The sequence below is a fragment of the Pseudomonas imperatae genome, assembly GCF_057128625.1.
In genome coordinates, this window is record NZ_JBSKHP010000013.1 from 141908 (window position 1) to 166271 (window position 24364).

29 protein-coding genes are annotated in these 24364 nt (G+C 65.2%); 16 read left to right on the top strand and 13 right to left on the bottom strand.

Going from position 1 to position 24364, the window contains the following annotated elements; translation table 11 throughout:
- Positions 1-52: 52 nt before the first annotated feature.
- Positions 53-268, bottom strand: coding sequence for a DUF3565 domain-containing protein (locus ACWKWX_RS17885; protein ID WP_483828488.1), 216 nt, complete (start codon positions 266-268; stop codon positions 53-55).
- 91 nt (positions 269-359) lie between these two features.
- On the opposite strand from ACWKWX_RS17885, the gene ACWKWX_RS17890 reads away from it, so the two are divergent.
- From ACWKWX_RS17890 to ACWKWX_RS17900, 3 genes are all read left to right on the top strand, one after another.
- Positions 360-845, top strand: coding sequence for an FKBP-type peptidyl-prolyl cis-trans isomerase (locus ACWKWX_RS17890; RefSeq protein WP_268145453.1), 486 nt, complete (start codon positions 360-362; stop codon positions 843-845).
- Positions 846-1001: 156 nt separating this feature from the next.
- Positions 1002-1484, top strand: a complete 483-nt coding sequence (locus tag ACWKWX_RS17895; protein WP_416422554.1) for a glutathione peroxidase — start codon at positions 1002-1004, stop codon at positions 1482-1484.
- A gap of 125 nt (positions 1485-1609) precedes the next feature.
- Positions 1610-2713 (top strand): NADH:flavin oxidoreductase, encoded by a 1104-nt coding sequence (locus tag ACWKWX_RS17900; RefSeq protein ID WP_483828489.1) that lies wholly within the window; start codon positions 1610-1612, stop codon positions 2711-2713.
- Here ACWKWX_RS17900 and ACWKWX_RS17905 read toward each other — a convergent pair.
- On the bottom strand, positions 2682-3884 hold the full coding sequence (locus ACWKWX_RS17905; RefSeq protein ID WP_483828490.1) for a glycosyltransferase family 4 protein: 1203 nt from the start codon (positions 3882-3884) through the stop codon (positions 2682-2684). The genes ACWKWX_RS17900 and ACWKWX_RS17905 overlap by 32 nt on opposite strands.
- Positions 3885-4008: 124 nt before the next feature.
- Between ACWKWX_RS17905 and ACWKWX_RS17910 the strand changes: the two genes are divergently transcribed.
- Positions 4009-4584, top strand: a complete 576-nt coding sequence (locus ACWKWX_RS17910) for a hypothetical protein (protein ID WP_416422557.1) — start codon at positions 4009-4011, stop codon at positions 4582-4584.
- An 80-nt stretch (positions 4585-4664) separates the two neighbouring features.
- Here ACWKWX_RS17910 and cysZ read toward each other — a convergent pair whose 3' ends face one another.
- A complete protein-coding gene (cysZ, locus tag ACWKWX_RS17915; RefSeq protein ID WP_416422558.1) occupies positions 4665-5393 on the bottom strand; it encodes a sulfate transporter CysZ in 729 nt (242 codons plus the stop codon).
- A 225-nt stretch (positions 5394-5618) separates the two neighbouring features.
- On the opposite strand from cysZ, the gene ACWKWX_RS17920 reads away from it, so the two are divergent.
- Positions 5619-6218 carry a peroxiredoxin gene (locus ACWKWX_RS17920; protein ID WP_416422559.1) on the top strand — a complete coding sequence of 200 codons (600 nt, stop codon included), beginning with the start codon at positions 5619-5621 and terminating at the stop codon, positions 6216-6218.
- Positions 6219-6340: 122 nt separating this feature from the next.
- Positions 6341-7303, top strand: a complete 963-nt coding sequence (trxB, locus tag ACWKWX_RS17925; protein WP_416422560.1) for a thioredoxin-disulfide reductase — start codon at positions 6341-6343, stop codon at positions 7301-7303.
- A gap of 165 nt (positions 7304-7468) precedes the next feature.
- Here trxB and ACWKWX_RS17930 read toward each other — a convergent pair whose 3' ends face one another.
- The 6 genes from ACWKWX_RS17930 to ACWKWX_RS17955 form a co-directional block, all read right to left on the bottom strand.
- Positions 7469-7810 (bottom strand): HopJ type III effector protein, encoded by a 342-nt coding sequence (locus ACWKWX_RS17930; protein ID WP_483828491.1) that lies wholly within the window; start codon positions 7808-7810, stop codon positions 7469-7471.
- On the bottom strand, positions 7803-8099 hold the full coding sequence (locus ACWKWX_RS17935; RefSeq protein WP_416422562.1) for a DUF1244 domain-containing protein: 297 nt from the start codon (positions 8097-8099) through the stop codon (positions 7803-7805). Before ACWKWX_RS17935 ends, ACWKWX_RS17930 begins: the two co-directional genes overlap by 8 nt.
- Positions 8100-8113: 14 nt before the next feature.
- Positions 8114-8485: a dihydroneopterin triphosphate 2'-epimerase gene (folX, locus tag ACWKWX_RS17940; protein WP_483828492.1), complete on the bottom strand. Its 372-nt coding sequence runs from the start codon at positions 8483-8485 to the stop codon at positions 8114-8116.
- Entirely contained in the window at positions 8485-9045 is a 561-nt protein-coding gene (gene folE / locus ACWKWX_RS17945; RefSeq protein WP_416422563.1) for a GTP cyclohydrolase I FolE, read from the bottom strand. Before folE ends, folX begins: the two co-directional genes overlap by 1 nt.
- 26 nt (positions 9046-9071) lie before the next feature.
- Positions 9072-9779, bottom strand: a complete 708-nt coding sequence (gene folM / locus ACWKWX_RS17950) for a dihydromonapterin reductase (protein WP_473005424.1) — start codon at positions 9777-9779, stop codon at positions 9072-9074.
- 141 nt (positions 9780-9920) lie between these two features.
- Complete coding sequence (locus ACWKWX_RS17955; protein WP_416422565.1) at positions 9921-10481, bottom strand: antibiotic biosynthesis monooxygenase; 561 nt, start codon at positions 10479-10481, stop codon at positions 9921-9923.
- 215 nt (positions 10482-10696) lie between these two features.
- Here ACWKWX_RS17955 and ACWKWX_RS17960 point away from each other — a divergent pair, with 215 nt between their 5' ends.
- Positions 10697-11650: a MerR family transcriptional regulator gene (locus ACWKWX_RS17960; protein WP_416422566.1), complete on the top strand. Its 954-nt coding sequence runs from the start codon at positions 10697-10699 to the stop codon at positions 11648-11650.
- 6 nt (positions 11651-11656) lie between these two features.
- Here ACWKWX_RS17960 and ACWKWX_RS17965 read toward each other — a convergent pair whose 3' ends face one another.
- Together ACWKWX_RS17965 and ACWKWX_RS17970 are read right to left on the bottom strand one after the other, a co-directional pair.
- A complete protein-coding gene (locus tag ACWKWX_RS17965; protein WP_416422567.1) occupies positions 11657-12262 on the bottom strand; it encodes a PilZ domain-containing protein in 606 nt (201 codons plus the stop codon).
- Between the two features lie 62 nt (positions 12263-12324).
- Positions 12325-12783, bottom strand: a complete 459-nt coding sequence (locus tag ACWKWX_RS17970) for a PAS domain-containing protein (protein ID WP_416422568.1) — start codon at positions 12781-12783, stop codon at positions 12325-12327.
- 142 nt (positions 12784-12925) lie between these two features.
- On the opposite strand from ACWKWX_RS17970, the gene ACWKWX_RS17975 reads away from it, so the two are divergent.
- The 5 genes from ACWKWX_RS17975 to ACWKWX_RS17995 all read left to right on the top strand — a co-directional run bounded on the left by ACWKWX_RS17975 (position 12926) and on the right by ACWKWX_RS17995 (position 18157).
- Entirely contained in the window at positions 12926-13384 is a 459-nt protein-coding gene (locus ACWKWX_RS17975; protein WP_483828493.1) for a flavodoxin, read from the top strand.
- Positions 13385-13668: 284 nt separating this feature from the next.
- Positions 13669-14577 (top strand): alpha/beta fold hydrolase, encoded by a 909-nt coding sequence (locus ACWKWX_RS17980; protein ID WP_416427537.1) that lies wholly within the window; start codon positions 13669-13671, stop codon positions 14575-14577.
- 129 nt (positions 14578-14706) lie between these two features.
- Positions 14707-15612, top strand: a complete 906-nt coding sequence (locus ACWKWX_RS17985; RefSeq protein ID WP_416422570.1) for an SDR family oxidoreductase — start codon at positions 14707-14709, stop codon at positions 15610-15612.
- A gap of 369 nt (positions 15613-15981) precedes the next feature.
- Positions 15982-17661 carry a DUF1302 domain-containing protein gene (locus ACWKWX_RS17990; RefSeq protein WP_483828494.1) on the top strand — a complete coding sequence of 560 codons (1680 nt, stop codon included), beginning with the start codon at positions 15982-15984 and terminating at the stop codon, positions 17659-17661.
- A gap of 352 nt (positions 17662-18013) precedes the next feature.
- Complete coding sequence (locus tag ACWKWX_RS17995) at positions 18014-18157, top strand: hypothetical protein (protein WP_483828495.1); 144 nt, start codon at positions 18014-18016, stop codon at positions 18155-18157.
- On the opposite strand, the gene ACWKWX_RS18000 is transcribed toward ACWKWX_RS17995, so the two are convergent.
- On the bottom strand, positions 18136-18915 hold the full coding sequence (locus tag ACWKWX_RS18000; protein WP_483828496.1) for an IclR family transcriptional regulator: 780 nt from the start codon (positions 18913-18915) through the stop codon (positions 18136-18138). The two genes, ACWKWX_RS17995 and ACWKWX_RS18000, sit on opposite strands and share 22 nt — an antisense overlap.
- 115 nt (positions 18916-19030) lie before the next feature.
- Between ACWKWX_RS18000 and hmgA the strand changes: the two genes are divergently transcribed.
- The 3 genes from hmgA to maiA are packed head-to-tail and all read left to right on the top strand — an operon-like array spanning position 19031 to position 22267.
- Positions 19031-20341, top strand: coding sequence for a homogentisate 1,2-dioxygenase (gene hmgA, locus ACWKWX_RS18005; RefSeq protein WP_483828497.1), 1311 nt, complete (start codon positions 19031-19033; stop codon positions 20339-20341).
- A complete protein-coding gene (gene fahA / locus ACWKWX_RS18010; protein ID WP_473005432.1) occupies positions 20338-21621 on the top strand; it encodes a fumarylacetoacetase in 1284 nt (427 codons plus the stop codon). Before hmgA ends, fahA begins: the two co-directional genes overlap by 4 nt.
- Positions 21622-21631: 10 nt before the next feature.
- Entirely contained in the window at positions 21632-22267 is a 636-nt protein-coding gene (maiA, locus tag ACWKWX_RS18015) for a maleylacetoacetate isomerase (protein WP_473005433.1), read from the top strand.
- On the opposite strand, the gene ACWKWX_RS18020 is transcribed toward maiA, so the two are convergent.
- Entirely contained in the window at positions 22256-23077 is an 822-nt protein-coding gene (locus ACWKWX_RS18020; protein WP_416422577.1) for a SirB1 family protein, read from the bottom strand. The two genes, maiA and ACWKWX_RS18020, sit on opposite strands and share 12 nt — an antisense overlap.
- 192 nt (positions 23078-23269) lie before the next feature.
- On the opposite strand from ACWKWX_RS18020, the gene ACWKWX_RS18025 reads away from it, so the two are divergent.
- Complete coding sequence (locus ACWKWX_RS18025; protein ID WP_416422578.1) at positions 23270-24289, top strand: Leu/Phe/Val dehydrogenase; 1020 nt, start codon at positions 23270-23272, stop codon at positions 24287-24289.
- Positions 24290-24364 lie beyond the last annotated feature (75 nt).

Genomic DNA, 24364 nt, shown 5'->3' on the forward strand with positions numbered 1-24364 from the left:
TTCCCGAATGAGCACTGCGCGGGCGTCGGCCTATGGCTGGCCGATCGCGAAATCAGTTGCCAAGGGTATCGTTATCCTCCAGCCGTGCACACCAGCCGCAGCGAAAGCTTTTGCCTATTTGTTGTGCGCGTTGTTGCGGGTCCAGCACCCACGGGCGCGACTGCCAGGGCGGCTGGTGGCGCAGGTGCTGGGTGTGGCCGCAGGACAGCACGGCGACCCAGTCGCCGTGTTCGTCGCGGATGAAATCTACGATTGTGGTGGTGTTCATCGGTTCCGTTGGTCCGGGTTGCGTTCGCTTTCGGGCGACGCCTTGGTTACACTTGTTCGTTCTACATTCTTATGCAAAAAGGTGTCGCCCCATGCCGATCGCTGCCAACAAGGCTGTCTCCATCGACTATACCCTGACCAACGACGCTGGTGAGGTCATCGACAGCTCCGCCGGCGGCGCGCCGCTGGTGTACCTGCAAGGCGCAGGTAACATTATTCCAGGCCTGGAAAAGGCCCTGGAAGGCAAGGACGTCGGTGAAGAACTGACCGTTGCCATCGAACCTGAAGAAGCCTACGGCGAGTACTCGGCCGAACTGGTCAGCACCTTGAGCCGCAGCATGTTCGAAGGCGTCGACGAACTGGAAGTGGGCATGCAGTTCCACGCTTCCGCGCCGGACGGCCAGATGCAAATCGTCACCATCCGTGACCTGGACGGCGACGACGTCACCGTCGACGGCAACCACCCGCTGGCCGGCCAGCGCCTGAACTTCCAGGTCAAGATCGTCGCCATCCGTGACGCCAGCCAGGAAGAAATCGCCCACGGTCACGTGCACGGCGAAGGTGGTCACCACCATTAATCCGCGCGCGTAAGCCCGGATAGCCAAAAGGCGTCCGTTCGGGCCTGATGAAATCTCGCAAGAGTGTTCATCGGGCTTGGACGGGCGCCTTTTTTGTCTGCTAGTGTTTCGCACAGCGCCTTTGCGCCACAGGGATATGGAATAGGGGAGTTAGTCATGAGTATTTTCCACGACCTTAAACTGCAGGCGCTCGACGGCCAGGAACTGCCCCTGGCGCCCTTCAAGGGCAAGGTGGTGCTAGTGGTCAACGTGGCGTCCAAATGTGGCCTGACGCCGCAATACGCCGCCCTGGAGAACCTGTACCAGACCTTCAAGGACAAGGGGTTCAGTGTGCTGGGCCTGCCGTGCAACCAGTTTGCCGGGCAGGAACCGGGCAGCGAGCAGGAGATCCAGCAATTCTGCAGCCTCAACTACGGGGTGACGTTCCCCCTGAGCGCCAAGCTGGAGGTGAACGGCCATGGCCGCCACCGCCTCTACCAGCTGCTGGCGGGCGAGGGTGCGGAGTTCCCCGGTGACATCACCTGGAACTTCGAGAAGTTCCTGGTGGGCAAGGACGGCCGCGTGCTGGCGCGTTTCTCGCCGCGCACCGCGCCGGACGATCCCACGGTGGTCCACGCCATCGAAAAAGCCCTGGGCTGAGGCCCACGCGGCCGGGCCCTCGTGCCCGGCTAGCGGCGCTTATCACTGCAATCAATAGTGCTGTCAGCCACGCTGGCGGCGTTTTATGCTGCGGGTCTTTGAGCCATCTTTCAGAGGATCTGCGCATGTCGGTCAACGCTCTGTTCAAGCCGTTCCAGTTGGGTGCCCTGCAGCTGCCGAGCCGCGTGGTGATGGCGCCCATGACCCGTTCGTTCTCGCCCGGTGGCGTGCCAACCGCCAAGGTGGTGGAGTACTACCGCCGTCGCGCCGCCGCCGGCGTCGGCCTGATCGTCACCGAAGGCACCACCGTGGGCCACAAGGCCGCCAACGGCTACCCGCACGTGCCGCGCTTCTACGGCATCGACGCGCTGGCAGGCTGGAAGCAAGTGGTGGACGCGGTGCACGCCGAGGGCGGCAAGATCGTTCCGCAACTGTGGCACGTGGGCAACGTGCGGCGCCTGGGCACCGAGCCTGACGCCGCAGTGCCGGGCTACGGCCCCCAGGGCAAGGTCAAGGACGGCAAGGTGCTGATCCATGGCATGAGCCACCAGGACATCGCCGACGTGATCGCCGCGTTCGCCCAGGCCGCTGCCGACGCCAAGGCCATCGGCATGGACGGCGTGGAGATCCATGGCGCCCACGGCTACCTGATCGACCAGTTCTTCTGGGAAGGCACCAACCAGCGCGATGACGAATACGGTGGCAGCCTGGCCAAGCGCTCGCGCTTCGCCATCGAGCTGGTCCAGGCCGTGCGCGCTGCCGTGGGGCCGGGCTTCCCGATCATCTTCCGCTTCTCGCAGTGGAAACAGCAGGACTACAGCGCGCGCCTGGTGCAGACCCCGGAAGCCCTGGGGCAATTCCTGCAGCCACTGGCCGACGCCGGGGTGGACATTTTCCACTGCTCGACGCGGCGTTTCTGGGAGCCGGAATTCGAAGGTTCCGACCTCAACCTGGCCGGCTGGACCCGCCACCTCACCGGCAAGCCGACCATCACCGTGGGCAGCGTTGGCCTGGACGGCGAGTTCCTGCAGTTCATGGTCGACACCGACAAGGTGGCGCAGCCCGCCAGCCTGGAAAACCTGCTGCAGCGCCTGAACGCCGAGGAGTTCGACCTGGTGGCGGTGGGCCGTGCCTTGCTGGTGGACCCGGACTGGGCCGCCAAGGTGCGTGACGGCCGCGAGCAGGACATCCTGCCCTTCAGCCGGGAAGCGTTGACGAGCCTGGTTTGATCGCAAACCCGCCCATGCGTTGCGCGGCGGCCTGACAGGCGCCGCGCAGCTGGGTTTCGAATTGCTCGATGATTGCCGCCCAGCCCTGGCGGCTGGCGTGCTGGCGTGCATTGAGGCGGATGCGGCGCAGGGTTTCGCTGTCTTCCAGCAGCCAGCCGGCGGCGTCGATGAAGGCTTCTTCGTCGCCCGGCATGGCCAGGGCGCCGTTGTGGCCGTGGCGAATGTGCTGGCCGGCGGCGGCCTCGTCGTAGGCCACCACGCCCAGGCCCGAGGCCAGGGCTTCGAGCACCACGTTGCCGAAGGTCTCGCTGAGGCTGGGGAACAGGAACACGTCGCCGCTGGCGTAGTGCATTGCCAGCTCCTCGCCCCGTTGCGCGCCACAGAAAATCGCCTCGGGCAGCTCCTGTTCAAGTTGCGCCCGTTGCGGCCCATCACCGACGATCACCAGCCGCAGGCGCTGCAGTGGGTAATGCAGTTGCAGGGTCTGCAGGCTGCGTTTGAGCAGGCCGAGGTTCTTTTCCGGCGCCAGCCGGCCCACATGGATCAAGGCAATGTCGTCTGGCCCCAGCCCCCAGCTGTCGCGCAGGGCCTGGCTGCGCCGTGCCGGGTTGAACAACTGGCTGTCCACCCCGCGCGACAGCAGTGCCAGGCGCTCGAAGCCGCGGCGTTCCAGGCTGTGGCGCTGGGTGGCGCTGGGCACCAGGGTCAGTTGGGTGCGGTTGTGGAACCAGCGCAGGTAGCCGGTGAGCAGGCGCGTCAGCAGGCCCAGGCCATAGTCGCGGGTGTATTGCTGGAAATTGGTGTGGAAACCACTGACCACGGCGATCTTGAGGCGCCGCGCCGCGCGCAGGGCGTTCAGGCCCAACGGGCCTTCGGTGGCGATGTACAGCACGTCGGGGCGCACCCGGCGCCAGCGCCGCAGCAGCTTGTGCATCGACGCCTGGCCCCATTGCAGGCCGGGGTAGCCAGGCAGTGGCCAGCCGCGGCAGAGCATCAGTTCGTCGTCTGCCCCATTCCGTTCGTCGACGTTTTGCCGTGGCCGCACGATCTCGACGTGGTGGCCGCGGGCCCGCAGGCCATCGCTCAGGCGGCCAAGGGTATTGGCCACACCGTTGATTTCGGATGGAAAGGTTTCGGTAACCAGGGTGATGCGCAGCGGTGGTGTGGTCATGGAACCAGTGTCGGATCAGGGGATTGCGGGCGTATTTCACCCCCGTGACGAATTCATGACGCCTACGCCCGGCGATAAATCGCCTAGTGTTTAGAGACAACCTGCGCGCAACCGGGTGATCGCCATGACCGATAACCTTTACGCGCCGCCTCAGGCGGATCTGCGTATGCCAGCGGTCAGGGAGCCCGCGTTCTACACCGTCTCGGATGGCAAGTTTTTCACCTTGTTTTTCGCCAGCCTGGGGCTTTACCTGGTGTATTGGTCATGGAAGAACTGGCGCCGCTACCAGCGCGCCACCGGTGCCAAGGTCTCGCCCCTGGCCCGCGGCCTGCTGCCGCTGTTCTTCACCCACGCCCTGCTGTTTCGCGCCGAGGACCTGCTGCAGGCGCGCGGCATGCACGCCATCGAGCCGCCCGAAGTGTGGGCCAACCGCTTTGTGGTGGCGACGGTGCTGGGGCTGCTGTTCAACGGCATGGCGCGGGCGGGCATTGGTTACCCGTTGACCGACCTGGGCTGCCTGGCGGCGCTGGTGGTGCAGGGGCTGGCGGTGTGCAAGGGGCAGCAGTTGCTGAACTTTGCTGCGGACGACCCGTTGGGCGAGGCCAACTCCCGGCTGCACTGGGTGGATTATGTGTGCATGGTGCCGGGGATATTGTTGTGGGTGTTTATCCTGCTGGCGTATTGGGCCGATACGCCGTAACGGCTTTTGTGGGAGCTGGCTTGCCAGCGAGCTGTGCGGGCCTCAAAAGCTCGCTGGCAAGCCAGCTCCCACATTACGGCTCAACCGCGTTCCCGCACCCAGAACAGGGTGGCGCCGGCTACCGCCGCCGGCATCATCAGCAGGTTCACCACCGGTATCAGCAGCACCAGGTAGACAATCCCGCCAAACCCCAGGCTCTGCCAGCGCTTCTGGCGCAGCCAGGCGAGCATGTCGGGCCAGCTCATCTTGTGGTTGTCGGCCGGGTAGTCGATGTACTGGATGGCCATCATCCACACGCCGAACAGCAGCCACAGCGGCGCCGCTACCACGTTCACCACCGGGATCAGCGACAGCACGAACAACGCCAGGGTGCGCGGCAGGAAATAGCCCAGCTTGCGCAGCTCGCGGTTGAGGGTGCGCGGCACCTCGCGGGCCAGCTCGGCCCATTTGAACGGAGGGAAATCGTCCTGCCCACGCACCACCACTTCCACTTTTTCCGCCAGGAAGCTGTTGAACGGCGCGGCGACAATGTTGGCCACCAGGGTGAAGCAGAAGAACACCATCAGCACCACCAGCGCCACGAACAGCGGCCAGAGGATATAGCTGAGGAAGCCCAGCCACGACGGCAGCGTGGGCATCAGGTGGTCGACCCATTGGCGGAATTCATGGCCGGCGAAATAGATAAGCCCGGCGAACAGCACCAGGTTGATGGCCAGCGGCAGCAGGACGAAGAGTCGCAGGCCGGGGCTGAGGACCAGTTTCAGGCCTTCGCGCAGGTATTGCGGGCCGGACAGGACAGGCGCGTGCATGGTGTGCTCCGAGTTGAAAACTGGCCGACATTACCGGCTTTGGGCCCTGTGGGAAAGTGAAGCAATGTGCTGTAACAAAGCCTTCGAGTGCCAGGTCCGATCGGATAGAGCGGGGCTATGAGGTGGATTGTGAATCGATATTTCCTTACCCTTGGCCCCCTCGCTACAGTGCGCACATCAAATTTCTTAACCCTTTTCCTCAATTTTGCATTTCAAGGAGTTTCCATGACCATTCTCGTCAACAAGCAGGCCCCTGACTTCGACGCCCCGGCCGTACTGGGCGACGGTTCGATCGTCGACAGCTTCAAGCTGTCCTCGCTGCACGGCAAGTACATCGTGCTGTTCTTCTGGCCGCTGGACTTCACCTTCGTCTGCCCATCGGAAATCATTGCCCACAACAACCGCATCGCCAAATTCCGCGAGCTGGGTGTTGAAGTGGTTGGCGTGTCCATCGATTCGCAGTTCACCCACTACGCCTGGCGCAGCACCCCGGTGGAGAAGGGTGGCATCGGCGAAGTCGAGTTCACCATGGTGGCCGACGTCAAGCACGAGATCACCCGTGCCTACGGCATCGAGCACGAAGACGGCGTGGCCCTGCGCGCTTCGTTCCTGATCGACCAGAAAGGCGTGGTACAGCACCAGGTGGTCAACAACCTGCCGCTGGGCCGTGAAGTCGACGAAATGGTGCGCCTGGTCGAAGCCCTGCAATTCACCGAACAGTATGGCGAAGTCTGCCCAGCCGGCTGGCGCCCAGGCCAGAAAGGCATGAAGGCCGACGCCCAAGGCGTGGCCGACTACCTGGCCGAGAACGCCACCAGCCTGTAAGCGGTTTCCAGGACGGGTGAGCAATAGCCTTCCCCAAGGTTTCAGCCGTCCTTTTTTAATTCCAGCCGGTTCGCCGGCCTCGGGCCCCCGGCGTACAATGTCGGGGTCCATAGGAGTCAGCCATGTCTGAAGCACGTCATTCCCGAGTGATCATCCTCGGTTCCGGCCCTGCCGGTTACAGCGCTGCCGTCTACGCAGCCCGCGCCAACCTCAAGCCGCTGCTGATCACCGGCATGCAGGCCGGCGGTCAACTGACCACCACCACCGAAGTCGACAACTGGCCGGGCGACGTCCACGGCCTGACCGGCCCGGCGCTGATGGAGCGCATGCGCGAGCACGCCGAGCGTTTCGAGACCGAGATCATCTTCGACCACATCGAAGGCGTTGACCTGGCCAAGCGCCCGTTCACCCTGACCGGCCAAGGCACCAGCTACACCTGCGACGCGCTGATCATCGCCACTGGCGCCAGCGCCCGCTACCTGGGCCTGCCGTCGGAAGAAACGTTCATGGGCAAGGGCGTTTCGGCCTGCGCCACCTGCGACGGTTTCTTCTACCGCAACAAGCCGGTCGCCGTGGTGGGCGGTGGCAACACGGCCGTGGAAGAAGCGCTGTACCTGGCCAACATCGCCAGCAAGGTCACCCTGGTGCACCGCCGCGAGACTTTCCGCGCCGAGAAGATCCTGATCGACAAGCTGCACGCCCGCGTGGCCGAAGGCAAGATCGAGCTCAAGCTCAACGCCACCCTGGACGAAGTGCTGGGTGACAACATGGGCGTGACCGGTGCGCGCCTGAAGAACAACGACGGCAGCTTCGACGAGCTGAAAGTCGACGGCGTGTTCATTGCCATCGGCCACACCCCGAACACCTCGCTGTTCGAAGGCCAGCTGGCCCTGAAGGACGGCTACATGGTGGTCAGCGGCGGCCGTGAAGGCAACGCCACCGCTACCAGCGTCGAGGGCGTGTTCGCCGCCGGCGACGTGGCCGACCACGTGTACCGCCAGGCCATCACCTCGGCCGGCGCCGGCTGCATGGCTGCGCTGGACGTGGAACGCTACCTGGACGGCCTGCAGAACGCTTCGTTCTAATCAAGCCAGGGGCGGGGCGGGCTTGATGTGGGAGCTGGCTTGCCAGCGAGTTTTTGAGCATTGAAAAGCTCGCTGGCAAGCCAGCTCCCACAATTGCAAACTGCCTTGCCTGCAGCCAGGCATAAAAAAACCGGCCATCAAGGCCGGTTTTTTTGTGGGCAGGTATCAGCCCTTGCGCGCCAGCGGCTGCGCGGCAAACTTCACCCCGGCCAGGCCGTGGGCGATCAGGTTGCGGATGTTGCCGTGGTCGCTGCCTTCAGGCGTGGCCACTACCGAACGGTAGTGCTCGCCGAACGCCAGCAGCGCTTCCTGGTCGCTCAGGCCTTCCAGCACGGCCAGGCCCAGGGTCTTGCACGAGCCTTCGTTCTGGCCGGCGGCGTTTTCCAGCGCACCGTTGCTGAAGGCCTGCGGCTGGTAGTCGTAATGCGCGGCCACGAACGCCAGGGTGTCGGCGAAGACGTGTTCGCCGGTGGCGAGGCTGGCGCGCAGGGTATTCAATTCAGTCATGCTGTTTTCCTTTGGCGAACGCCGCTTGCTGTTCGGCGCTGGCTTCTTGCTGATAAAGAGTCTTCCACTGGTTGTACGGCATGCCGTACACGACTTCACGGGCGTCATCCAGGCTGACCTCGATGTGACGCTCGTCGGCCTCGGCCTTGTACCACTTGGACAGGCAGTTGCGGCAGAAACCGGCCAGGTTCATCAGGTCGATGTTCTGCACGTCGGTGCGCTTGCCCAGGTGCTCCACCAGGCGGCGGAAGGCCGCGGCTTCAAGTTCCAGGCGTTGTTGATCGTTCATGGTGCGGTTTCCGTTCAGCGGCGTGCCGCGAGGGTGATCGACACCGACTCGGCAAAGCGCAGGGCATGGGGTTTATCGACTTCGACTTCGGCGTACAGCACGGCCTGGTTGGCCATCACCAGGTCCAGCAGTTCCTGGGTAAGACGTTCCAGCAGGGCAAAGCGGTTGCCCTCCACGTGCTGGATCACCGCCTTGGTGATGGTGCGGTAGTTCAGCGCGTGGTCGATGTCGTTGTCACGCACCGCTTCCTGGGCCGCATACAGGATGGTCAGGTTGATCAGCACATCCTGCTTGTTGAGGATCTCGTCCTCGTTGATTCCGATGAAGGTGCGCAGGCACAGGTCCTTGACCCGGATGCGCGCCATTCCTGGCTCCAGTTGTGGCATTACTTGCTCCGTCCAATCAATTGCAGGAATTCCTGGCGGGTGGTGCTCGAGTCGCGGAAGGCACCGAGCATCACCGAGGTGTTCATCACCGAATTCTGTTTTTCCACGCCGCGCATCATCATGCACATGTGCTTGGCCTCGATCACCACGGCCACGCCGGCGGCGCCGGTCACGTCACGCACCGCCTCGGCGATCTGGCGGGTGAGGTTCTCCTGGATCTGCAGGCGCCGGGCGAACATGTCGACGATGCGCGCGATCTTCGACAGCCCCAGCACCTTGCCGGTGGGGATGTAGGCCACGTGGGCCTTGCCGATGAAGGGCAGCAGGTGGTGCTCGCACAGCGAGTACAGCTCGATGTCCTGGACGATCACCATCTCGTCGTTGTCGGAGGCGAACAGCGCACCGTTGACGATCTCCTCCAGGGTCTGGCCGTAGCCGTGACACAGGTACTGCATGGCCTTGGCCGCGCGCTTGGGGGTGTCGAGCAGGCCCTCGCGGTCCGGGTCTTCACCCAGGTCCTGGAGGATCGCGCGGTAGTGTTGCGGCAGGCTGGGGTTCATGGAAGCTACTTCCTCGCGCGGGGCGCTTATTTTACGTGCCGGCCGCCGTTGACGGTCAAGGTAGTGCCGGTGACATAGGGGTTGTCGAGCAGGTAGCGCAGGCTCTGGTACACCACCTGCGGCCCTGGCTCGATGCCCATGGCCGACTTGGCCAGGGTCTTGGCGCGGTACGCCGCGTCGTCGTCTTCATTGAACATCAGCAGCGCCGGGGCGATGCCGTTGACCTTGATGCGTGGCGCGTACTTGGCGGCGAACGACAGGGTCAGGCTGTCCAGGCCGGCCTTGCTGGCGCAGTAGGCGATGTGCTTGCTGCTGCCCTTGCGGGTCACGTCATCGCTGATGTGCACGATGTCCGCCACTTCACTGGCATGCAGCAGGTCGGCGCAGTGCAGGTTGATCAGGTAGGGCGCGAGCATGTGCACGCTGACCATCTGTGCGAAGGCCTGGGCTTCCTCGCCCGGCGTTTCTGCCTGCCAGGCCGATGCATTATGAACGATGGCACGCAGCCCGCTGGTGTGTTTCTTCAGCAAGGCGATGAACGCGAGGATACCCGCCTCGCTGGAGAAATCCCCGAACAACGTCACCGCGCCGCGCTCGCGCAGGCGCGCCAGGCTGTCGCGCTCGCTGCGGTAGCTGACGATCACCGGCTGGCCGTCGTCCAGCAGGCGCTCGGCGCAGTGCAGGCCGACGCGCTGGCTGGCGCCGGTGATGAGAATAGGGGCGGGGCGGGGCATGCAGTGGCTCGCGGCAGGTGTCTATCCGGAACTTATACCACTGGCGGGCCAGTGCACAACCGCCCCGTAGCAGCGGCCGCAAGGCCGCGTCCCAGGCACCGCGGTACACCGGGCGCGCGCTGACGCAGCCTTCGGCAGCTGCTACGAGGGTTGGTGGACGGCGGCGGGGCGCTGTGGCACTGCGTGCAACCAGTTATGTAGCAACCGCGTGGACAGCGGAATGAAGAAGTACACCATGATTGGCGTCAGGGCCAGGGTGCTGACCATGATGCGCGGCACCAGGCTCAGCTCGCCCAGCAGCGGGCCCAGGACGAAGTTGAACAGCAGCGACACCGGGAAAAACGCCAGCCAGATGGCTACCGCCTGCTTCCAGCGCGGCGGCCGTATGTGGCCAGTGTCGCCGAACCAGCCGTCGATGCCGCTGACCCGGTGTTCGTGGGGCTGGGCGAACAGGCCGCTGCCACGGGCCAGCCAGGCGCTGCGCGAGGCCGAGTGTTCCCAGGCGTGCAGGGTGGTTTCGTCGGCGAAGCGGAAGATGATCTGGAATTCGTCGTCATCGGGGGGCGGGGCCAGCACGCCGGAGCCCAGGTAGCCGGGGAAGTCGGTGGCCAGTTGTTCGCCTTCGCGCAGCCAGGCGATCAGGTCGTGGTAGCGGCCATTGGCGACGCGACGCGCAACCATCAGGGTGACGGGGGTAGACATTGTGTATCTCCGTTCAGTACGGGCCTCCCGGGTAGGGCGCGCCTCTCGCTGCAGGGCCGGGGTGGTGGCCTGCATGCAAATTCAAGCAAGGATTATTCCTGAACGGCGAAAATGCGCCAGTGCTGTTTCGCTGACGCCAGATATCCGTGCAATTGGGTAGATCGTGCCAACCAAGGTACAATGCCCGCTGACCCCACGCCTTGGCGCCCGTACCGATGTCAGATTTCGTTCCAGCCACTTCTGCCGCCGCCCAAACGTCGCGCCAGGAGCTGTTTCCCATCCGCGAGGTAGCGCGCCTGACCGGCATCAACCCGGTGACCCTGCGCGCCTGGGAGCGCCGTTATGGGCTGATTCGGCCCACGCGCACCGAAAGCGGGCACCGCCTTTACTCCCAGGCTGACATCGACGAGGTGCGCAGCATCCTCGGCTGGATCGAGCGCGGCGTGGCGGTGAGCAAGGTCGGCAAGATCCTCGCGCGCAGCCACTCGTCCAAGGCGCAGCCGGAGCCGCTGGAGCGGCCGCTGGCCAGCAGCGAGTGGGGCGAATGGCAGGCGCAGGTACGCCAGGCCGTACACGCCTTCGACGAGCGCCGGCTGGAACAGGTCTACGGCCAGATATTCGCCAGCTACCCCGTGGTGGTGGCGTTCCAGGACGTCTTGATGCCCGTCTGGCAGGCGTTGCTGCTGCGCCAGGACGCGTTCGGGCAGGCCAGCGAATGGTTGCTGCTGGACAGCTTCCTGCGTGGGCGCACCTTGCAGCGCTTGCAAATGTTGCGTCATCAGCAGCAGGAAAGCACCGTGCTGCTGGCGGCCATTCCGGGCCAGTGCCACGAACTGGAGCTGCTGGTGGCCGGGCTGATGCTGGCCAGCAGCGACGTGGCGGTGCAGGTGCTGGCGCCGGGGCAGCCACTGGAGGAGTTGAGCCTGGTGTGCGAGAAACTGGCGCCCCAGGCCATGGTGCTGTTCTCCAACCACCCGCCAGCCCCGGACACGCCCAAGCGCCTGCGCAAGGTGGGCCTGGCCCTGGACTGCCCGCTGATGTTGGCCGGCGAGGCTAGCGACCTGATGCAGGACGCGTTGGTGAATACCGAGGTGGCGTGCCTGGGCAGCGACGGGCGCCTGATGCAGCGCCGCCTGCAGCAATACCTGGCAGGGCACCTGGATACCTGAGGCGGCCTACGCGTGCAGTTGCGGGTGGGCGCGGCGGTGCTGGGCGAGGATGTACTGGCGCAGGCGTTCAGTGTCCTGCGGGTTGTCCTGGCTCAGGCGGTAGGCGTAGTGGCCATGTTCGGTCTTGCGCCGCAGGGTGCCGCGCAGGGGCATCGGCTCGTGGCCTTCGGGGTTGAACCACAGTGAGAAGCGGCGCGGCGGGTTGCGCCCGTTGCGCATTTCCAGCAGCACGCCTTCGAAGGAAATTTCCAGCACCTGGTAATCGGTGATGCGGCCCTTTTCGTCTTCCAGCACCACCGGCTGGTTCAGCGCCATGCGCCACGGCCGCACCATGGGGCCGTCCTCGTAGATGCTGGGCGCGCCCAGCTTCAGGTGCACGGCGTGGAATTCGTCTTCCACCAGTTGCAGCGGGAAACTCATCTGCTGGTTTTCGAACTGGGCCTGGATGGTCACCTGTTCGTTGGCCACCAGGCGCGCCAGCAGGTCACGGATCTGCGTGCCGCCATTGACCAGCAGGCTCGCCGTGGTATCACGCACGTTGAGCTGCGGGTTGTGCTGCATGGTTCGAATGAAATCCAGCTCATCCTGGGTAAGGAGGGCGTCAACTGGCATGATCGAGCTCGAAGGCGAATAAGGCGGTTGTTCGGTCAGTAGACAGCACCCTCGGCGGTTAGTTAGCGCCGTTGGTCGTTTTCCAGGGCCATGATCCGCGCCCGTGCTTCATCCAGTTCGCGTTGCAGCTGCGCCACGCGCTCCTGGGCTTCCACCTGCTCGGTCACATCCTTCTGGATGCCGATGAAGTAGGTGAGCTTGTCGCTTTCGTTGTACACCGGAGTGATCGACAGCTCGTTCCAGAACGCCGAGCCGTCCTTGCGATAGTTGCGCAGGCGCTGGCGGCACGGCTGGCCATGGTCGATGGCCTGGCGGATCAACGCCAGCGCGGCTTCATCGCGTTCGCCATTCTGCAGGAAACGGCAATCGCGGTAGAGAATTTCATTGGAACTGTAGCCGGTCAATCGTTCGAAGGCCGGGTTGACGTAGATGAGGATGTTGTCGTCGCCCTCCTGTTCGGCCACGACGATCCCGTCATTGGACGCATCCATCATCCGTTGCAGCAGCTTGGCGTTGATCATTTCAGGCATTCCACGACAGTTCACGGGCCATTCTAGAGCAACCGGGGCGTGCGCACACCCTGCGTCTGGCAGATGGCCACACTGCGTCCCAGGGCCCTGGCCTGTTACTATCGCGGTTTTGACCCTGCCCAGGACCCAAGCAATGAAAGTCGCCATCCTGTCCGGCTCCGTATACGGCACTGCTGAAGAAGTGGCCCGTCACGTGAAGTCGCTGCTCGACGCCGCCGGTTTCGAGACCTTCTACAACCCCCGCGCCAGCCTCGAGGAGCTGCTGGGCGCCGCGCCCCAGGCTTTGCTGGCGGTGACGTCGACCACGGGCATGGGCGAGTTGCCGGATAACCTGCAGCCGCTGTATTCGCAGCTGCGCGATCAACTGCCGGCGGCCCTGCGCGGCCTGCCGGGCGCGGTGATCGGCCTGGGCGACGCCAGTTATGGCGACACCTTCTGCGGCGGCGGCGAGCAACTGCGCGAGCTGTTCGCCGAGCTGGGCGTGCAGGAGGTGCAGGACATGCTGCGCCTTGATGCCAGTGAATCGGTGACCCCGGAGACCGATGCCGAGCCGTGGGTGGCGCAGCTGATCGAGCGCCTGCGCGCCGCCTGACCCTGGTCGCTGAAACGATTAGTTTCAGCGCGTATGGGATCCATTATCTGCTTGATTTTGCTGGTGACTCACAAGGCCAATAAGCTGGCTGCCAACGCAATTACCCCCGGCGGGAGGGCTGGTTAAACTCCTGCCAGGAGAGCACAGAAAGTGCCGAGGTAATGTCCGTGACCACAGCTCATGTTCCCTCGACTTCGATTGCCCGCGACCGGGCGCATCGCGAGCCGCCAGCGCCTTCGCCGGCAGCCCAGGCGGCACTCGGGCAGGCACGCGCGGCCACGCCACTGGCCGAGATACCCTTGACGGTATGGCGCACCCGCGGGCAGACCTTCGATTTTCGCGGCCACGCCATTCGCTACTGGGTAGCGGGGCGCGGCGAGCCGCTGTTGCTGCTGCACGGCTTTCCTACCGCCAGCTGGGACTGGCACTACCTGTGGCAACCGTTGGCCAGCCGCTACCGCCTGATCGCCTGCGACATGCTGGGGTTCGGCGACTCCAGCAAGCCCGTGGACCACGCCTATAGCCTGATCGAGCAGGCTGACCTGCAACAGGCCCTGCTGGCGCACCTGAACGTGCAGCAACCGGTGCACCTGCTGGCCCATGACTATGGGGACAGCGTCGCCCAGGAACTGCTGGCCCGGCACCAACATGGCCTGGCGCGCATCGCCAGCTGCGTATTCCTCAATGGCGGCCTGTTTCCCGAGGCCCACCGCGCCCTGTTGATCCAGAAACTGCTGATCAGCCCCCTGGGCTGGCTGGTGAGCCGCAGCTTCAGCCGCGAGACCCTGGTCAACAACGTGCGCCAGATCTACGGCCCTGATACCCGCCCCAGCGAAAGCGCCATGGACGACTGGTGGAGCCTGATTCGCGCCAACCAGGGCACACGCGTGCTGCACCGGTTGTGTGGCTACCTGGTGGAGCGGCGCCTGCGCCGTGACCGCTGGGTGACGGCCATGCAACACGCCGGCGTGCCGCTGCGCTTCATCAATGGCGTGCTCGACCCGGTGTGCGGCAGGCCCATGGTGACCCGCTACCGCGAGCTGATCCATCGCGCCGACACGGTTTCCCTGCCCGGCATCGGCCATTACCCACACACCGAAGCACCGGTACAGGTGCTCAAGCACTACCTGGCGTTCCGTGACCAGTTGCAGGCCCAAGCCGCTGCAAGTGAACGCCGGCGGCTCTATTCCTGAAGCCGGGGCGGGGGATCATCCCCCAGCCTTATCGTGGCGTATTCAGGTAGGGGCGTCTTTATTGTGACTGGAACGCTCGTGCACGACACTGCCGCCATGCCCCCCTTTTGTGCTGCCAGGAGTAGTGCCATGAGCGACGCGGTCCGTTTCGAAGATAAAGTGGTGATTGTCACTGGCGCCGGCGGCGGCCTGGGGCGTGCCCACGCCTTGCTGTTCGCCCGCCATGGCGCGCGGGTGGTGGTCAATGACTTGGGTGGCTCCACCCACGGCGAAGGTGCCAATGCCTCCGCCGCCGACCGCGTGGTGGCGCAGATACGCGAGGCTGGCGGCACCGCCATTGCCAGCCACGAGTCGGTCACCGACGGTGACAAGATCGTCCAGCAGGCGCTGGACAGCTTTGGCCGCGTCGACGTGCTGGTGAACAACGCCGGCATCCTGCGCGACAAGAGTTTCCACAAAATGGACGACAGCGACTGGGACCAGGTGTACCAGGTGCACGTGCAGGGCGCCTACAAACTCACCCACGCCGCCTGGCCACACCTGCGCGAGCAGAACTTCGGCCGGGTGATTTTCACCTCGTCCACCTCGGGCATCTACGGCAACTTCGGCCAGGCCAACTACGCCATGGCCAAGCTGGGCCTGTACGGCCTGACCCGCACCCTGGCGCTGGAAGGGCGCCGCAACAATATCCTCGTCAACGCCATTGCGCCCACCGGCGGCACGCGCATGACCGAAGGGCTGATGCCGCCTGAAGTGTTCGCCTTGCTCAAGCCTGAACTGGTCAGCCCGTTGGTGGTTTACCTGGGCAGCGAGCAATGCCAGGACACGGGTGGTTTATATGAAGTGGGGGGAGGCTGGGTCGGCAAAGTGCGTTGGGAACGCAGCCTGGGCGTGGGCTTCGACCCACAACAGGGCATGAGCGTGGAGGATATTGCAAAAGAGTGGGCGAATATCGGCAACTTTGACAATGCCGTGCACCCCGCGGATAACATTGAAGCGCTGCGGGAAATGATGGCGCATCTCCAGCAGTATTAAAACTTGCGTACCAGAATACTGTAGCCGCTGCCCCCAGGCTGCTTCGGTGTGGCACAGGGCCAGCGCAGCCTGCGGCAGCGGCTACAGGCTGGCAGTAAAACGCGGAAATAAAAAAGGCCGCTGTAACACAGCGGCCAAATAAGACGTTAGATCAAGGAGCTTCAAATCAACGTCGGTGAACAAGGTGTCGCCAAAGCCAGGCAGGCCGGGGATCAGCATCGGACAATACACAATGAAGATTAATTCATCATTAACCCTTGGGGTTCGGGTTAGTTCCCTTGGCGACTGAAGAAATACTAAGCGTTAGTTGTGGATTGAAAAATAGCAGTTTGCGACAATGACTGTTACCGCCACTGTAATAGTCCCGTCATGTCGCCAAAACACACGCCGTTCAAAGTGCTTTTCCTCGCAGTCAGCGTTGCCGCCGCGGTGCCGGGCACGGCGTTGGCGCTGCCGTTCAACGTCGGTGACGTGGAAGGGCAGATCGACACCAACCTGAGCTTTACCAGCGACTGGGGCCTGCGCAACGCCGATCACCACCTGGTCGGCGCCAGCAACGGTGGCACGGGGCATTCCAGCCTGGGCGACGACGGCCGCCTGAACTTCAACCGCGGCCAGGCCTTTTCCAACCGCCTGCAGGTGGAGCACGCCCTGACCCTGCAGTACGGTGACAGCGGCGTGTACGTGCGCGGCCGCTACTGGTACGACTTCGCCCAGCAGGACGGCAGCCAGGACTTCAAGTCCATCAGCGACCGTGGCCGCGAGGAAGGTGCCCGTGCCGCCGGCGGCCAGTGGCTGGACGCCTACGTGTACCACCACTACAGCATCGGCGACCAACCGGGCACCGTGCGCGTGGGGCGGCAGATCGTCAGCTGGGGCGAGAGCGAGTTCATCGGCAACTCCATCAACAGCATCAACCCGGTGGACCTGTCCACCTTGCACCAGCCCGGCGAAACCGTCAGCGACAGCCTGTTGCCCACCAATTTGCTGTACGTGTCCCAGAGCCTCACCGACGCCCTGACCCTGGACGCGTTCTATCAGCTGCAATGGGATGCCTCCCAGGCGGAGAACTGCGGCACCTACTTTGCCGACGACATCACCGCCCGCGGCTGCAGCCGTGGTTTCACCGTGGCCTCTTCACTGCCGGCGCAGCAAGGCCAGGGCTATGAAGTGACCAGCGAAGGCGTGGTGGTGCCACGCGGCCACGACCAGCGCGCCCGCGACGGCGGCCAGTGGGGCACGGCGCTGCACTGGCAGGTGGGCACCGTGGACTACGGTTTCTACTTCATGAACTACCACAGCCGCCAGGCGTTCATCGAGACGCGCAATGGCAGCGGCGCAATCCCCGCGGGCCTGGGCACGCTGACCAACAGCCAGGCCGCCGATGCCGCGCTGCTCGGTGGCAGCTACAACCTGCAGTACCCGCAGGACATCCAGCTGTACGGCGCCAGCTTCTCGACGTTGCTGGCCGGCGGCAGCAAGTGGCGTGGCGAGCTCAGCTACCGCCCCAACGCGCCGGTGCAGCGCAACCTGGCTGACCTGACCCAGGCGCTGTACGGGCCGGCCGAGCAGGTCAACAGCGGTTACGAACGCAAGGCCATTACCCAGTTGCAGAGCAGCCTGAGCCAGGACTTCGACGAAGTGCTGGGTGCCCAGCGCCTTTCGCTGGTAGGCGAGGCGGGCTGGGTGCACGTGGACAATGTATCGAGCAGCGACCGCCTGGGGCGTGATGCGGTGTATGGCACGGCGGGCAGCCACGGCTTTGTGACCAGCAACGCCTGGGGCTACCGGGCCAAGGCAGAGCTGCAATACCCGGATGTGTTTCAGGGCGTCAGCCTGACCCCCAGCGTGGCCTGGTCCCACGACGTCAACGGCTACGGTCCCAATGGCCTGTTCAATGAAGGGGCGAAGGCCGTCACCCTGGGCGTGTTGGCAGACTATCAGCACACCTACACCGCGACTGTTGCCTACACGCAATTTTTTGGCGGGCATTACAACGTGCTCACCGATCGGGATTACTTGAGCATGGGCGTGGGTTTGAAGTTTTAACGAGGTTCATCCAATGGGTATTACCCAGGCGCCTGCCGGCAGTATTACCCCTCGGGTTTGAGCAATATTTATTGCTGCTGGGCTTCAGGTGTCGTTTCTAATTAGCTCGATCAAGACGGACTTATTTTTTGATCAGTCAGTGGCTAATTTCACAAGGAACGACATATGGACGCAACACCGAAGTCTGCTGCGCAGGTATATCCCGAGGATCCACATTTGCTGGCGTGCAACCAGGCGCTATTGAAAATCAAGGCGTTGGTGCAAAGAGCCCCCACCCTGCAAACCGTCGCCCAGGCCTTACTCTCGTCGCACTGGCCGAAGTTGTTGGCGTATCTGGATATCCGCGATATTCATGTCGATGACTGCACGGGATCGGCATCCTTATAACACCTCGGAGCGTTACGCCAGCGAGCTGCTCGACTTTCTGAAAGACAGCACCCTGCCCGAGTCGGAACCCCTCAAGCCGTTCGACAATCAGGTGCCGCTGGGCTGGTAGCCCAGCCGCCAACTCACTGCCTGGCTGGCAGCCAGCAGCCGCTGCGCCGCCGGGCCGTGTTCATCGGCATGGAACATGGACGTCGGGCCGACCACTGTCAGCACCGCGCTGATACGGCCCAAGGCATCGAACACCGGAGCTGACAACGCGTCCACGCCCGGCAGCAGCAAGCCATGCACATGGTGCAGGCCATGTTCGCGGATTGCCGCGAAGGTGGCTTGCAGCTCACTGCTGGCCTTGCCTTCGGCGTGCATCAGGTCCAGCGTCTCGCGCGCTGGCAGGTACGCACCAAACACCAGCCCCGTGGAAGAGCCGAGCAGCGGCAGCACCGAACCCACTTGCGTCACTACCGTCACCGCACGCACCGCCGCTTCCACCTGCACCACGGTGGCGCCACGGTTGCCCCAAACTGCCAGGAAACAGGTCTGGTTCAGTTCGTCGCGCAACTCGGACAGTGGCAGCGCCGCCAGTTTCAGCACGTCCAGGCTGCCCAGCGCCGCCAACCCCACCCGCAGCGCTTCGCGGCCCAGGCCATAGTGGTTGGTGGCGGGGTTCTGCTCGGCGAAGCCACTGGCGATCAGCGCCTGCAGATAGCGGTGCACTTTGCTGGCAGGCATCTGCACGTGTTCGGCCAGGCGCGACAGCGAGGTGGACGGCGACAGTTCGGCCAGGGCCTTGAGAATGTCAGTGCCCACTTCGGCCGAACGGACTTTCTGCTTGTTGTTGCTCTCGGTGGCGGGCGGGGTCGGCGTGGGCATGGTCTGGGCGGTCCGTGGGCAAGTGGGCGTCTTTATAGCTTGACGCTCCCTGGCAATCAAATTACGTTATTCGTAATCGGATTACGATAAAAATAACAATCGCCCCGGAGGTTTCATGGACCTGGATCCTGGCACTGCCGCGCCCCGCTACCAGAGCGGTTTCGGCAACGAGTTCAGCAGCGAGGCGCTGCCCGGCGCCTTGCCGGCCGGCCGCAACTCCCCGCAAAAGGCCCCCTACGGCCTGTACGCCGAGCAGTTCTCCGGCACCGCCTTTACCGTCCCGCGCAGCGAAGCCCGGCGCACCTGGTTGTACCGCATCCGCCCCTCGGCGCTGCACCCACGTTTCGAACCGTTGGCGCGCCAAGTGCAGGGCGGGCCGCTGGCCGAGCCCACGCCCAACCGCTTGCGCTGGGACCCGCTGCCCATGCCCACTGCGCCCACGGACTTCCTTGATGGTTGGGTGGTCATGGCCGCCAACGCCCCGGCGGACGCGCCCAGCGGCACCAGCCTGTACCACTACGCGGCCAACCGCGACATGACCCGCGTGTTCTACAACGCCGACGGCGAGCTGCTGCTGGTGCCGGAGCAGGGCCGGCTGCGGCTGCTGACCGAGCTGGGGGTGCTGGACATCGAGCCGCTGGAAATCGCCGTGATTCCCCGCGGACTGAAGTTCAGCGTGGCGCTGCCCGACGGCAACGCCCGTGGCTACCTGGCAGAAAACCATGGCGCGCCGCTGCGCCTGCCCGACCTGGGGCCCATCGGCAGCAACGGCCTGGCCAACCCGCGTGACTTCCTGGCGCCAGTGGCGCATTACCAGGACAGCAGCGCCCCGGTGGCCCTGGTGCAGAAATTCCTCGGCCGCCTGTGGGGCTGCGAGCTGCAGCACTCGCCCCTGGACGTGGTCGCCTGGCACGGCAACAACGTGCCGTACAAATACGACCTGCGGCTGTTCAACACCCTGGGCACGGTCAGCTACGACCACCCGGACCCGTCTATCTTTACCGTATTGACCTCGCCCAGCAGCGTGCACGGTATGGCCAACATGGACTTCGTTATTTTCCCGCCGCGCTGGATGGTGGCGGACAACACCTTCAGGCCGCCCTGGTTCCACCGCAACCTGATGAACGAATACATGGGCCTGATCCAGGGCGCCTACGACGCCAAGGCCGAAGGCTTCGTGCCCGGCGGCGCTTCGTTGCACAGCTGCATGAGCGCCCACGGCCCGGACGCCGAGACCTGCGCCAGGGCGGTGGCGGCCGAGCTGGCGCCGGTGCGCATCGAACAGACCATGGCGTTCATGTTCGAGACCAGCCAGGTGCTGCGCCCCAGCCGCCATGCGCTGGCCTGCGAGCAATTGCAGCAGCGTTATGACGCCTGCTGGGCGAGCTTGCCCAGCACCTTCAACCCGAACCGGAGAGACGCATGAACCCGCACCACAGCTGGCTGGCCAGCGCCAACGACCACGCCGATTTCCCCCTGCAGAACCTGCCCCTGGGCGTGTTCAGCCCCCAGGGCGGGCGCCCGCGTGCCGGGGTGGCGATCGGTGATTCGATCCTCGACCTTGAGGCGCTGCTGGCCACCGGCCTGTTGCAGGGCGAGGCCGCCACGGCGGCGCTGGCCTGCGAAGGCGGCCAGCTCAATGGCTTCTTCGCCCTTGGCCGCCAGGCGCGGGTGGTGCTGCGCGAGCGCCTGACCCAGCTGCTGGCCCAGGGCAGTGATAACGTCGGCGTGGTGCGCGACTGCCTGCACCTGGCCAGCGACTGCGAGCTGCACCTGCCGGCCCGGGTGGGGGACTACACCGACTTCTACGTAGGCATCGAGCACGCGAAAAACGTTGGCAAGCTGTTCCGCCCCGACAACCCGCTGCTGCCCAACTACAAGTACGTGCCCATCGGCTACCACGGCCGCGCGTCCACCCTGCGGCCGTCGGGCACGCCGGTGCGGCGGCCGAAAGGCCAGACCATGCCGGCCGGGCACAAGGAACCCAATTTCGGCCCCTGCGCGCGGTTGGACTTCGAGCTGGAGCTGGGCATCTGGATCGGCCCGGGCAACGCCATGGGCGAGGGCATCGCCATCGACCGTGCCGACGAGCACGTGGCCGGCTACTGCCTGCTCAACGACTGGTCGGCGCGCGACATCCAGGCCTGGGAATACCAGCCACTGGGGCCGTTCCTGTCCAAGAGCTTCATCACCAGCCTGTCGCCGTGGGTGGTGACGGCCGAGGCCCTGGAACCCTTCCGTTGCGCCCAGGCGCCGCGCCCCGAGGGCGACCCACAGCCGCTGCCGTACCTGTGGGACGCGCGCGACCAGAAAAGTGGCGCGCTGGACATCGAACTGGAAGTGCTGCTGCTCACCGAGCGCATGCGCGAGCAGGGCCTGCCCGCCGAACGCATCGCCCTGAGCAACACCCGCAGCATGTACTGGACCGTGGCCCAGTTGGTCACCCATCACAGCGTCAACGGCTGCCAGTTGCAGCCCGGCGACCTGTTCGGGTCCGGCACGCTCTCGGGCGCACAGCCGGGGCAGCACGGCAGCCTGCTGGAGATTACCCACGGCGGCAAGGAGGCGCTGGCCCTGGCCTCGGGGGAAAGCCGGCGCTTCCTGGAAGACGGCGACGAGGTGATCCTGCGCGCGCGTTGCGTGGCGCCGGGGCAGGTGTCCATCGGCTTCGGCGAGTGCCGCGGGCGCATCATCGCGGCGGCGTGAGGGCTGGGCCATGCAACTGTATACCTACTACCGCTCGACTTCCTCGTACCGGGTGCGCATCGCCCTGGCACTCAAGGGCCTGGCGTATGAGTCGCTGGCGGTCAACCTATTGGCCGGCGAACAGCGTGCACCCGCTTACCTCGCCGTCGACCCACAGGGCCGAGTGCCGGCGCTGCGGGTCGAGGGCGGGCAGGTGCTGATCCAGTCCGGGGCGATCATCGAGTACCTGGAGGAGCGCTATCCCCAGGTGCCGCTGCTGCCGGGCGATGCGCTGGCGCGGGCCCGTGCGCGCGGCATCGCGGCGCTGATTGGCTGCGACGTGCACCCGCTGCACAACGTCAGCGTGCTCAACCGGCTGCGCGGGTTGGGGCAGGATGAGGCGCAGGTACAGGACTGGATTCGCGCCTGGATCAGCGATGGCCTGGCGGCGGTGGAGCAGTTGCTGGAGGACAGTGGCTGGTGCCTGGGGCCGCAGCCAGGCCTGGCGGACGTCTACCTGATTCCCCAGCTGTACGCGGCCGAGCGGTTCAGCGTGGCGCTGGCGGCCTGGCCGCGTATTCAGCGGGTGGCGGCGCTGGCGGCCGGGCACCCGGCGTTCGCCCAGGCGCACCCGGCGGCCCAGGCCGACGCGCCGTCAGTGCAGTGACGAAGGCGCCGGCGGCAGCTCGCCCAGGCGGGCGGTCAGGCGCAGGCGCTGGATCGGGTCTTCGCTGAGCAGCAGCGCGTACTCCAGGTCAAAGCGCTCGCCGCGCGGGCAGTCCAGGTGCTGGTAGATACCGGCGCGGGCAATGTAGTCGGCGGCGGTAGGCGAACCCAACACCAGCACCCGCTCGGCGTCCTTGAGGGCGGCGACGTAGTCGTCATGGGTGCTGTGCAGCTGCCGCAGGTTGCGTGACAGGCGTTGCAGCATCTGCCGCGGGTCGGCCTGGGCCAGGTGCTCGGCCACCAGCGGCACCTGCGGGCCGAACTGGCGGCCCAGCAGTTCACGGGTGTCGGCTGGGTACAGGCGGCGGCCACCGCAGGGGTCCAGCTGGTGATCGGCGCCAGGCACCCGCAGCAGGAAGTGCCCGGGAAAATTCACCCCCATCAGCGGGATGTCCAGGCGCCGGGCCATTTCCAGGGCCAGCAGGGCCAGGGCCAACGGCTGGCCGCGCTTGCGTTCCAGCACCTTGTTCAGCAGCGCCGCCTGGGGGCGTAGCGGGTGGAAGTCGTCCTGCACGAAGCCCAGGGCATTGAGCCGGCGCAATAACGGCTGGGCCAGTTCGGCAACCGGCAGCATGGGCAGGCCGATGCTGATCTGCAGTTGCAGCTCGCGCAGCGCCTCGTCGCACTGCCGGGGGTCGAACCCCGGATCATGTTCGGCAGCCAGCCACAACGCGGCCTCGAAGGTCGCGGGCGGGCTTTGCGCAAGGCACTCCAGGCAAGCCTGGCGGGCGGCGTCGAGAACGGGTTTCATCTTTCCACTTGTAGCCCTGCGGCGCGCTTTCGTCCAGTACGCCCATGCACGCCAACCCGTAGCAGCGGCCGCAGGCCGCGTCTCTGTTTTCCCGTACCACCGCATTGGGACCTGACGCAGCCTGGCGGCAGCTGCTACGGGGTGGCGGGCAGCAGCTACACTGGTTAACACAACAAGATCGGGAGCCGTTCGATGTTCGCTCTCATGCAAAGCACCCGCACCCACGCGCTGCACCTGGCCGTCGACCCGGCCACGGGCCTGCGCGCCGTGGTTGCCATTCACGACTGCCGCGCGGGCCCCGCGATTGGCGGCTGCCGTTACCTGGCCTATCCCGATGACGAAAGCGCCATGGTCGATGCCATTCGTCTGGCCCAGGGCATGAGCTTCAAGGCCGCGCTGGCCGGCCTGCCGTTCGGGGGCGGCAAGGCGGTGATCATCCGCAGCCCCCACGTGGAAAACCGCGCCGGCCTGTTCGAGGCGTTCGGCCGCTTCATCGAGACCCTGGACGGGCGCTTCATCACCGCCATCGACAGCGGCACCTCCACCGCCGACATGGACTGCGTGGCCCAGCACACCCGTCATGTCACCAGCACCACCGCCGCCGGCGACCCGGCACCGCATGCGGCCATGGGTGTGTTCGCCGGCATCCGCGCCACCGCCATGGCGCGCCTGGGCACCGATAACCTGGAGGGTCTGCGCATTGCCGTGCAGGGCTTGGGCAACGTCGGCTACGCGGTCGCTGAACAGCTGCACGCGGCCGGCGCCGAGCTACTGGTCAGCGACCTGGACGCCGGCAAGGTGCAACTGGCCATGGAGCAATTGAACGCCCACCCGGTGGCGGCGGAGGCGCTGCTCAGCACCCCCTGCGATATTTTCTCTCCCTGTGGCCTGGGCTCCATCCTCAACGGCCAAAGCGTCTCGCAACTGCGCTGCGCCGCGGTGGCTGGCGCTGCCAACAACCAGCTCACCAGCCTGCAGGCCGCCGATCAGCTGGAAAAGCGCGGCATCCTCTATGCCCCCGATTACGTGATCAATTCCGGCGGCTTGATCTACGTGGCGCTCAAGCACCAGGGCGAGGAGGTCGGCACCATCACCGCGCACCTGGCGCGCATCGCCACGCGCCTCACCGAAGTGTTTGCCCATGCCCAGGCCGAGAAGCGCTCACCGGCGCGGGTGGCCGAGGCCCTGGCGGAGAAACTGATCTACGCCTGATTTGGCGAGCCGGCGCCTTACCGGCGCCAGCTCCTTGAACGACCTGCGGCCACAAGCGGCGGGTCATGACCGCTA

Bases quoted from the DNA above. Each gene is read 5' to 3' on its own strand.
- folX (WP_483828492.1), bottom strand. From the start codon at position 8,485: ATGCCACAACTGGAGCCAGGAATGGCGCGCATCCGGGTCAAGGACCTG.
- ACWKWX_RS17935 (WP_416422562.1), bottom strand. From the start codon at position 8,099: ATGAACGATCAACAACGCCTGGAACTTGAAGCCGCGGCCTTCCGCCGC.
- ACWKWX_RS17965 (WP_416422567.1), bottom strand. From the start codon at position 12,262: ATGCCAGTTGACGCCCTCCTTACCCAGGATGAGCTGGATTTCATTCGA.
- ACWKWX_RS17910 (WP_416422557.1), top strand. From the start codon at position 4,009: ATGACCGATAACCTTTACGCGCCGCCTCAGGCGGATCTGCGTATGCCA.
- ACWKWX_RS17890 (WP_268145453.1), top strand. From the start codon at position 360: ATGCCGATCGCTGCCAACAAGGCTGTCTCCATCGACTATACCCTGACC.
- ACWKWX_RS18025 (WP_416422578.1), top strand. From the start codon at position 23,270: ATGTTCGCTCTCATGCAAAGCACCCGCACCCACGCGCTGCACCTGGCC.
- ACWKWX_RS17895 (WP_416422554.1), top strand. From the start codon at position 1,002: ATGAGTATTTTCCACGACCTTAAACTGCAGGCGCTCGACGGCCAGGAA.
- ACWKWX_RS17985 (WP_416422570.1), top strand. From the start codon at position 14,707: ATGAGCGACGCGGTCCGTTTCGAAGATAAAGTGGTGATTGTCACTGGC.
- ACWKWX_RS17975 (WP_483828493.1), top strand. From the start codon at position 12,926: ATGAAAGTCGCCATCCTGTCCGGCTCCGTATACGGCACTGCTGAAGAA.
- ACWKWX_RS17990 (WP_483828494.1), top strand. From the start codon at position 15,982: ATGTCGCCAAAACACACGCCGTTCAAAGTGCTTTTCCTCGCAGTCAGC.
- ACWKWX_RS18020 (WP_416422577.1), bottom strand. From the start codon at position 23,077: ATGAAACCCGTTCTCGACGCCGCCCGCCAGGCTTGCCTGGAGTGCCTT.
- ACWKWX_RS17930 (WP_483828491.1), bottom strand. From the start codon at position 7,810: ATGACTGAATTGAATACCCTGCGCGCCAGCCTCGCCACCGGCGAACAC.
- ACWKWX_RS17900 (WP_483828489.1), top strand. From the start codon at position 1,610: ATGTCGGTCAACGCTCTGTTCAAGCCGTTCCAGTTGGGTGCCCTGCAG.
- folM (WP_473005424.1), bottom strand. From the start codon at position 9,779: ATGCCCCGCCCCGCCCCTATTCTCATCACCGGCGCCAGCCAGCGCGTC.
- folE (WP_416422563.1), bottom strand. From the start codon at position 9,045: ATGAACCCCAGCCTGCCGCAACACTACCGCGCGATCCTCCAGGACCTG.
- ACWKWX_RS17920 (WP_416422559.1), top strand. From the start codon at position 5,619: ATGACCATTCTCGTCAACAAGCAGGCCCCTGACTTCGACGCCCCGGCC.
- trxB (WP_416422560.1), top strand. From the start codon at position 6,341: ATGTCTGAAGCACGTCATTCCCGAGTGATCATCCTCGGTTCCGGCCCT.
- maiA (WP_473005433.1), top strand. From the start codon at position 21,632: ATGCAACTGTATACCTACTACCGCTCGACTTCCTCGTACCGGGTGCGC.
- hmgA (WP_483828497.1), top strand. From the start codon at position 19,031: ATGGACCTGGATCCTGGCACTGCCGCGCCCCGCTACCAGAGCGGTTTC.
- ACWKWX_RS17960 (WP_416422566.1), top strand. From the start codon at position 10,697: ATGTCAGATTTCGTTCCAGCCACTTCTGCCGCCGCCCAAACGTCGCGC.
- ACWKWX_RS17885 (WP_483828488.1), bottom strand. From the start codon at position 268: ATGAACACCACCACAATCGTAGATTTCATCCGCGACGAACACGGCGAC.
- ACWKWX_RS17905 (WP_483828490.1), bottom strand. From the start codon at position 3,884: ATGACCACACCACCGCTGCGCATCACCCTGGTTACCGAAACCTTTCCA.
- cysZ (WP_416422558.1), bottom strand. From the start codon at position 5,393: ATGCACGCGCCTGTCCTGTCCGGCCCGCAATACCTGCGCGAAGGCCTG.
- ACWKWX_RS17970 (WP_416422568.1), bottom strand. From the start codon at position 12,783: ATGATCAACGCCAAGCTGCTGCAACGGATGATGGATGCGTCCAATGAC.
- ACWKWX_RS17955 (WP_416422565.1), bottom strand. From the start codon at position 10,481: ATGTCTACCCCCGTCACCCTGATGGTTGCGCGTCGCGTCGCCAATGGC.
- fahA (WP_473005432.1), top strand. From the start codon at position 20,338: ATGAACCCGCACCACAGCTGGCTGGCCAGCGCCAACGACCACGCCGAT.
- ACWKWX_RS17995 (WP_483828495.1), top strand. From the start codon at position 18,014: ATGTCGATGACTGCACGGGATCGGCATCCTTATAACACCTCGGAGCGT.
- ACWKWX_RS18000 (WP_483828496.1), bottom strand. From the start codon at position 18,915: ATGCCCACGCCGACCCCGCCCGCCACCGAGAGCAACAACAAGCAGAAA.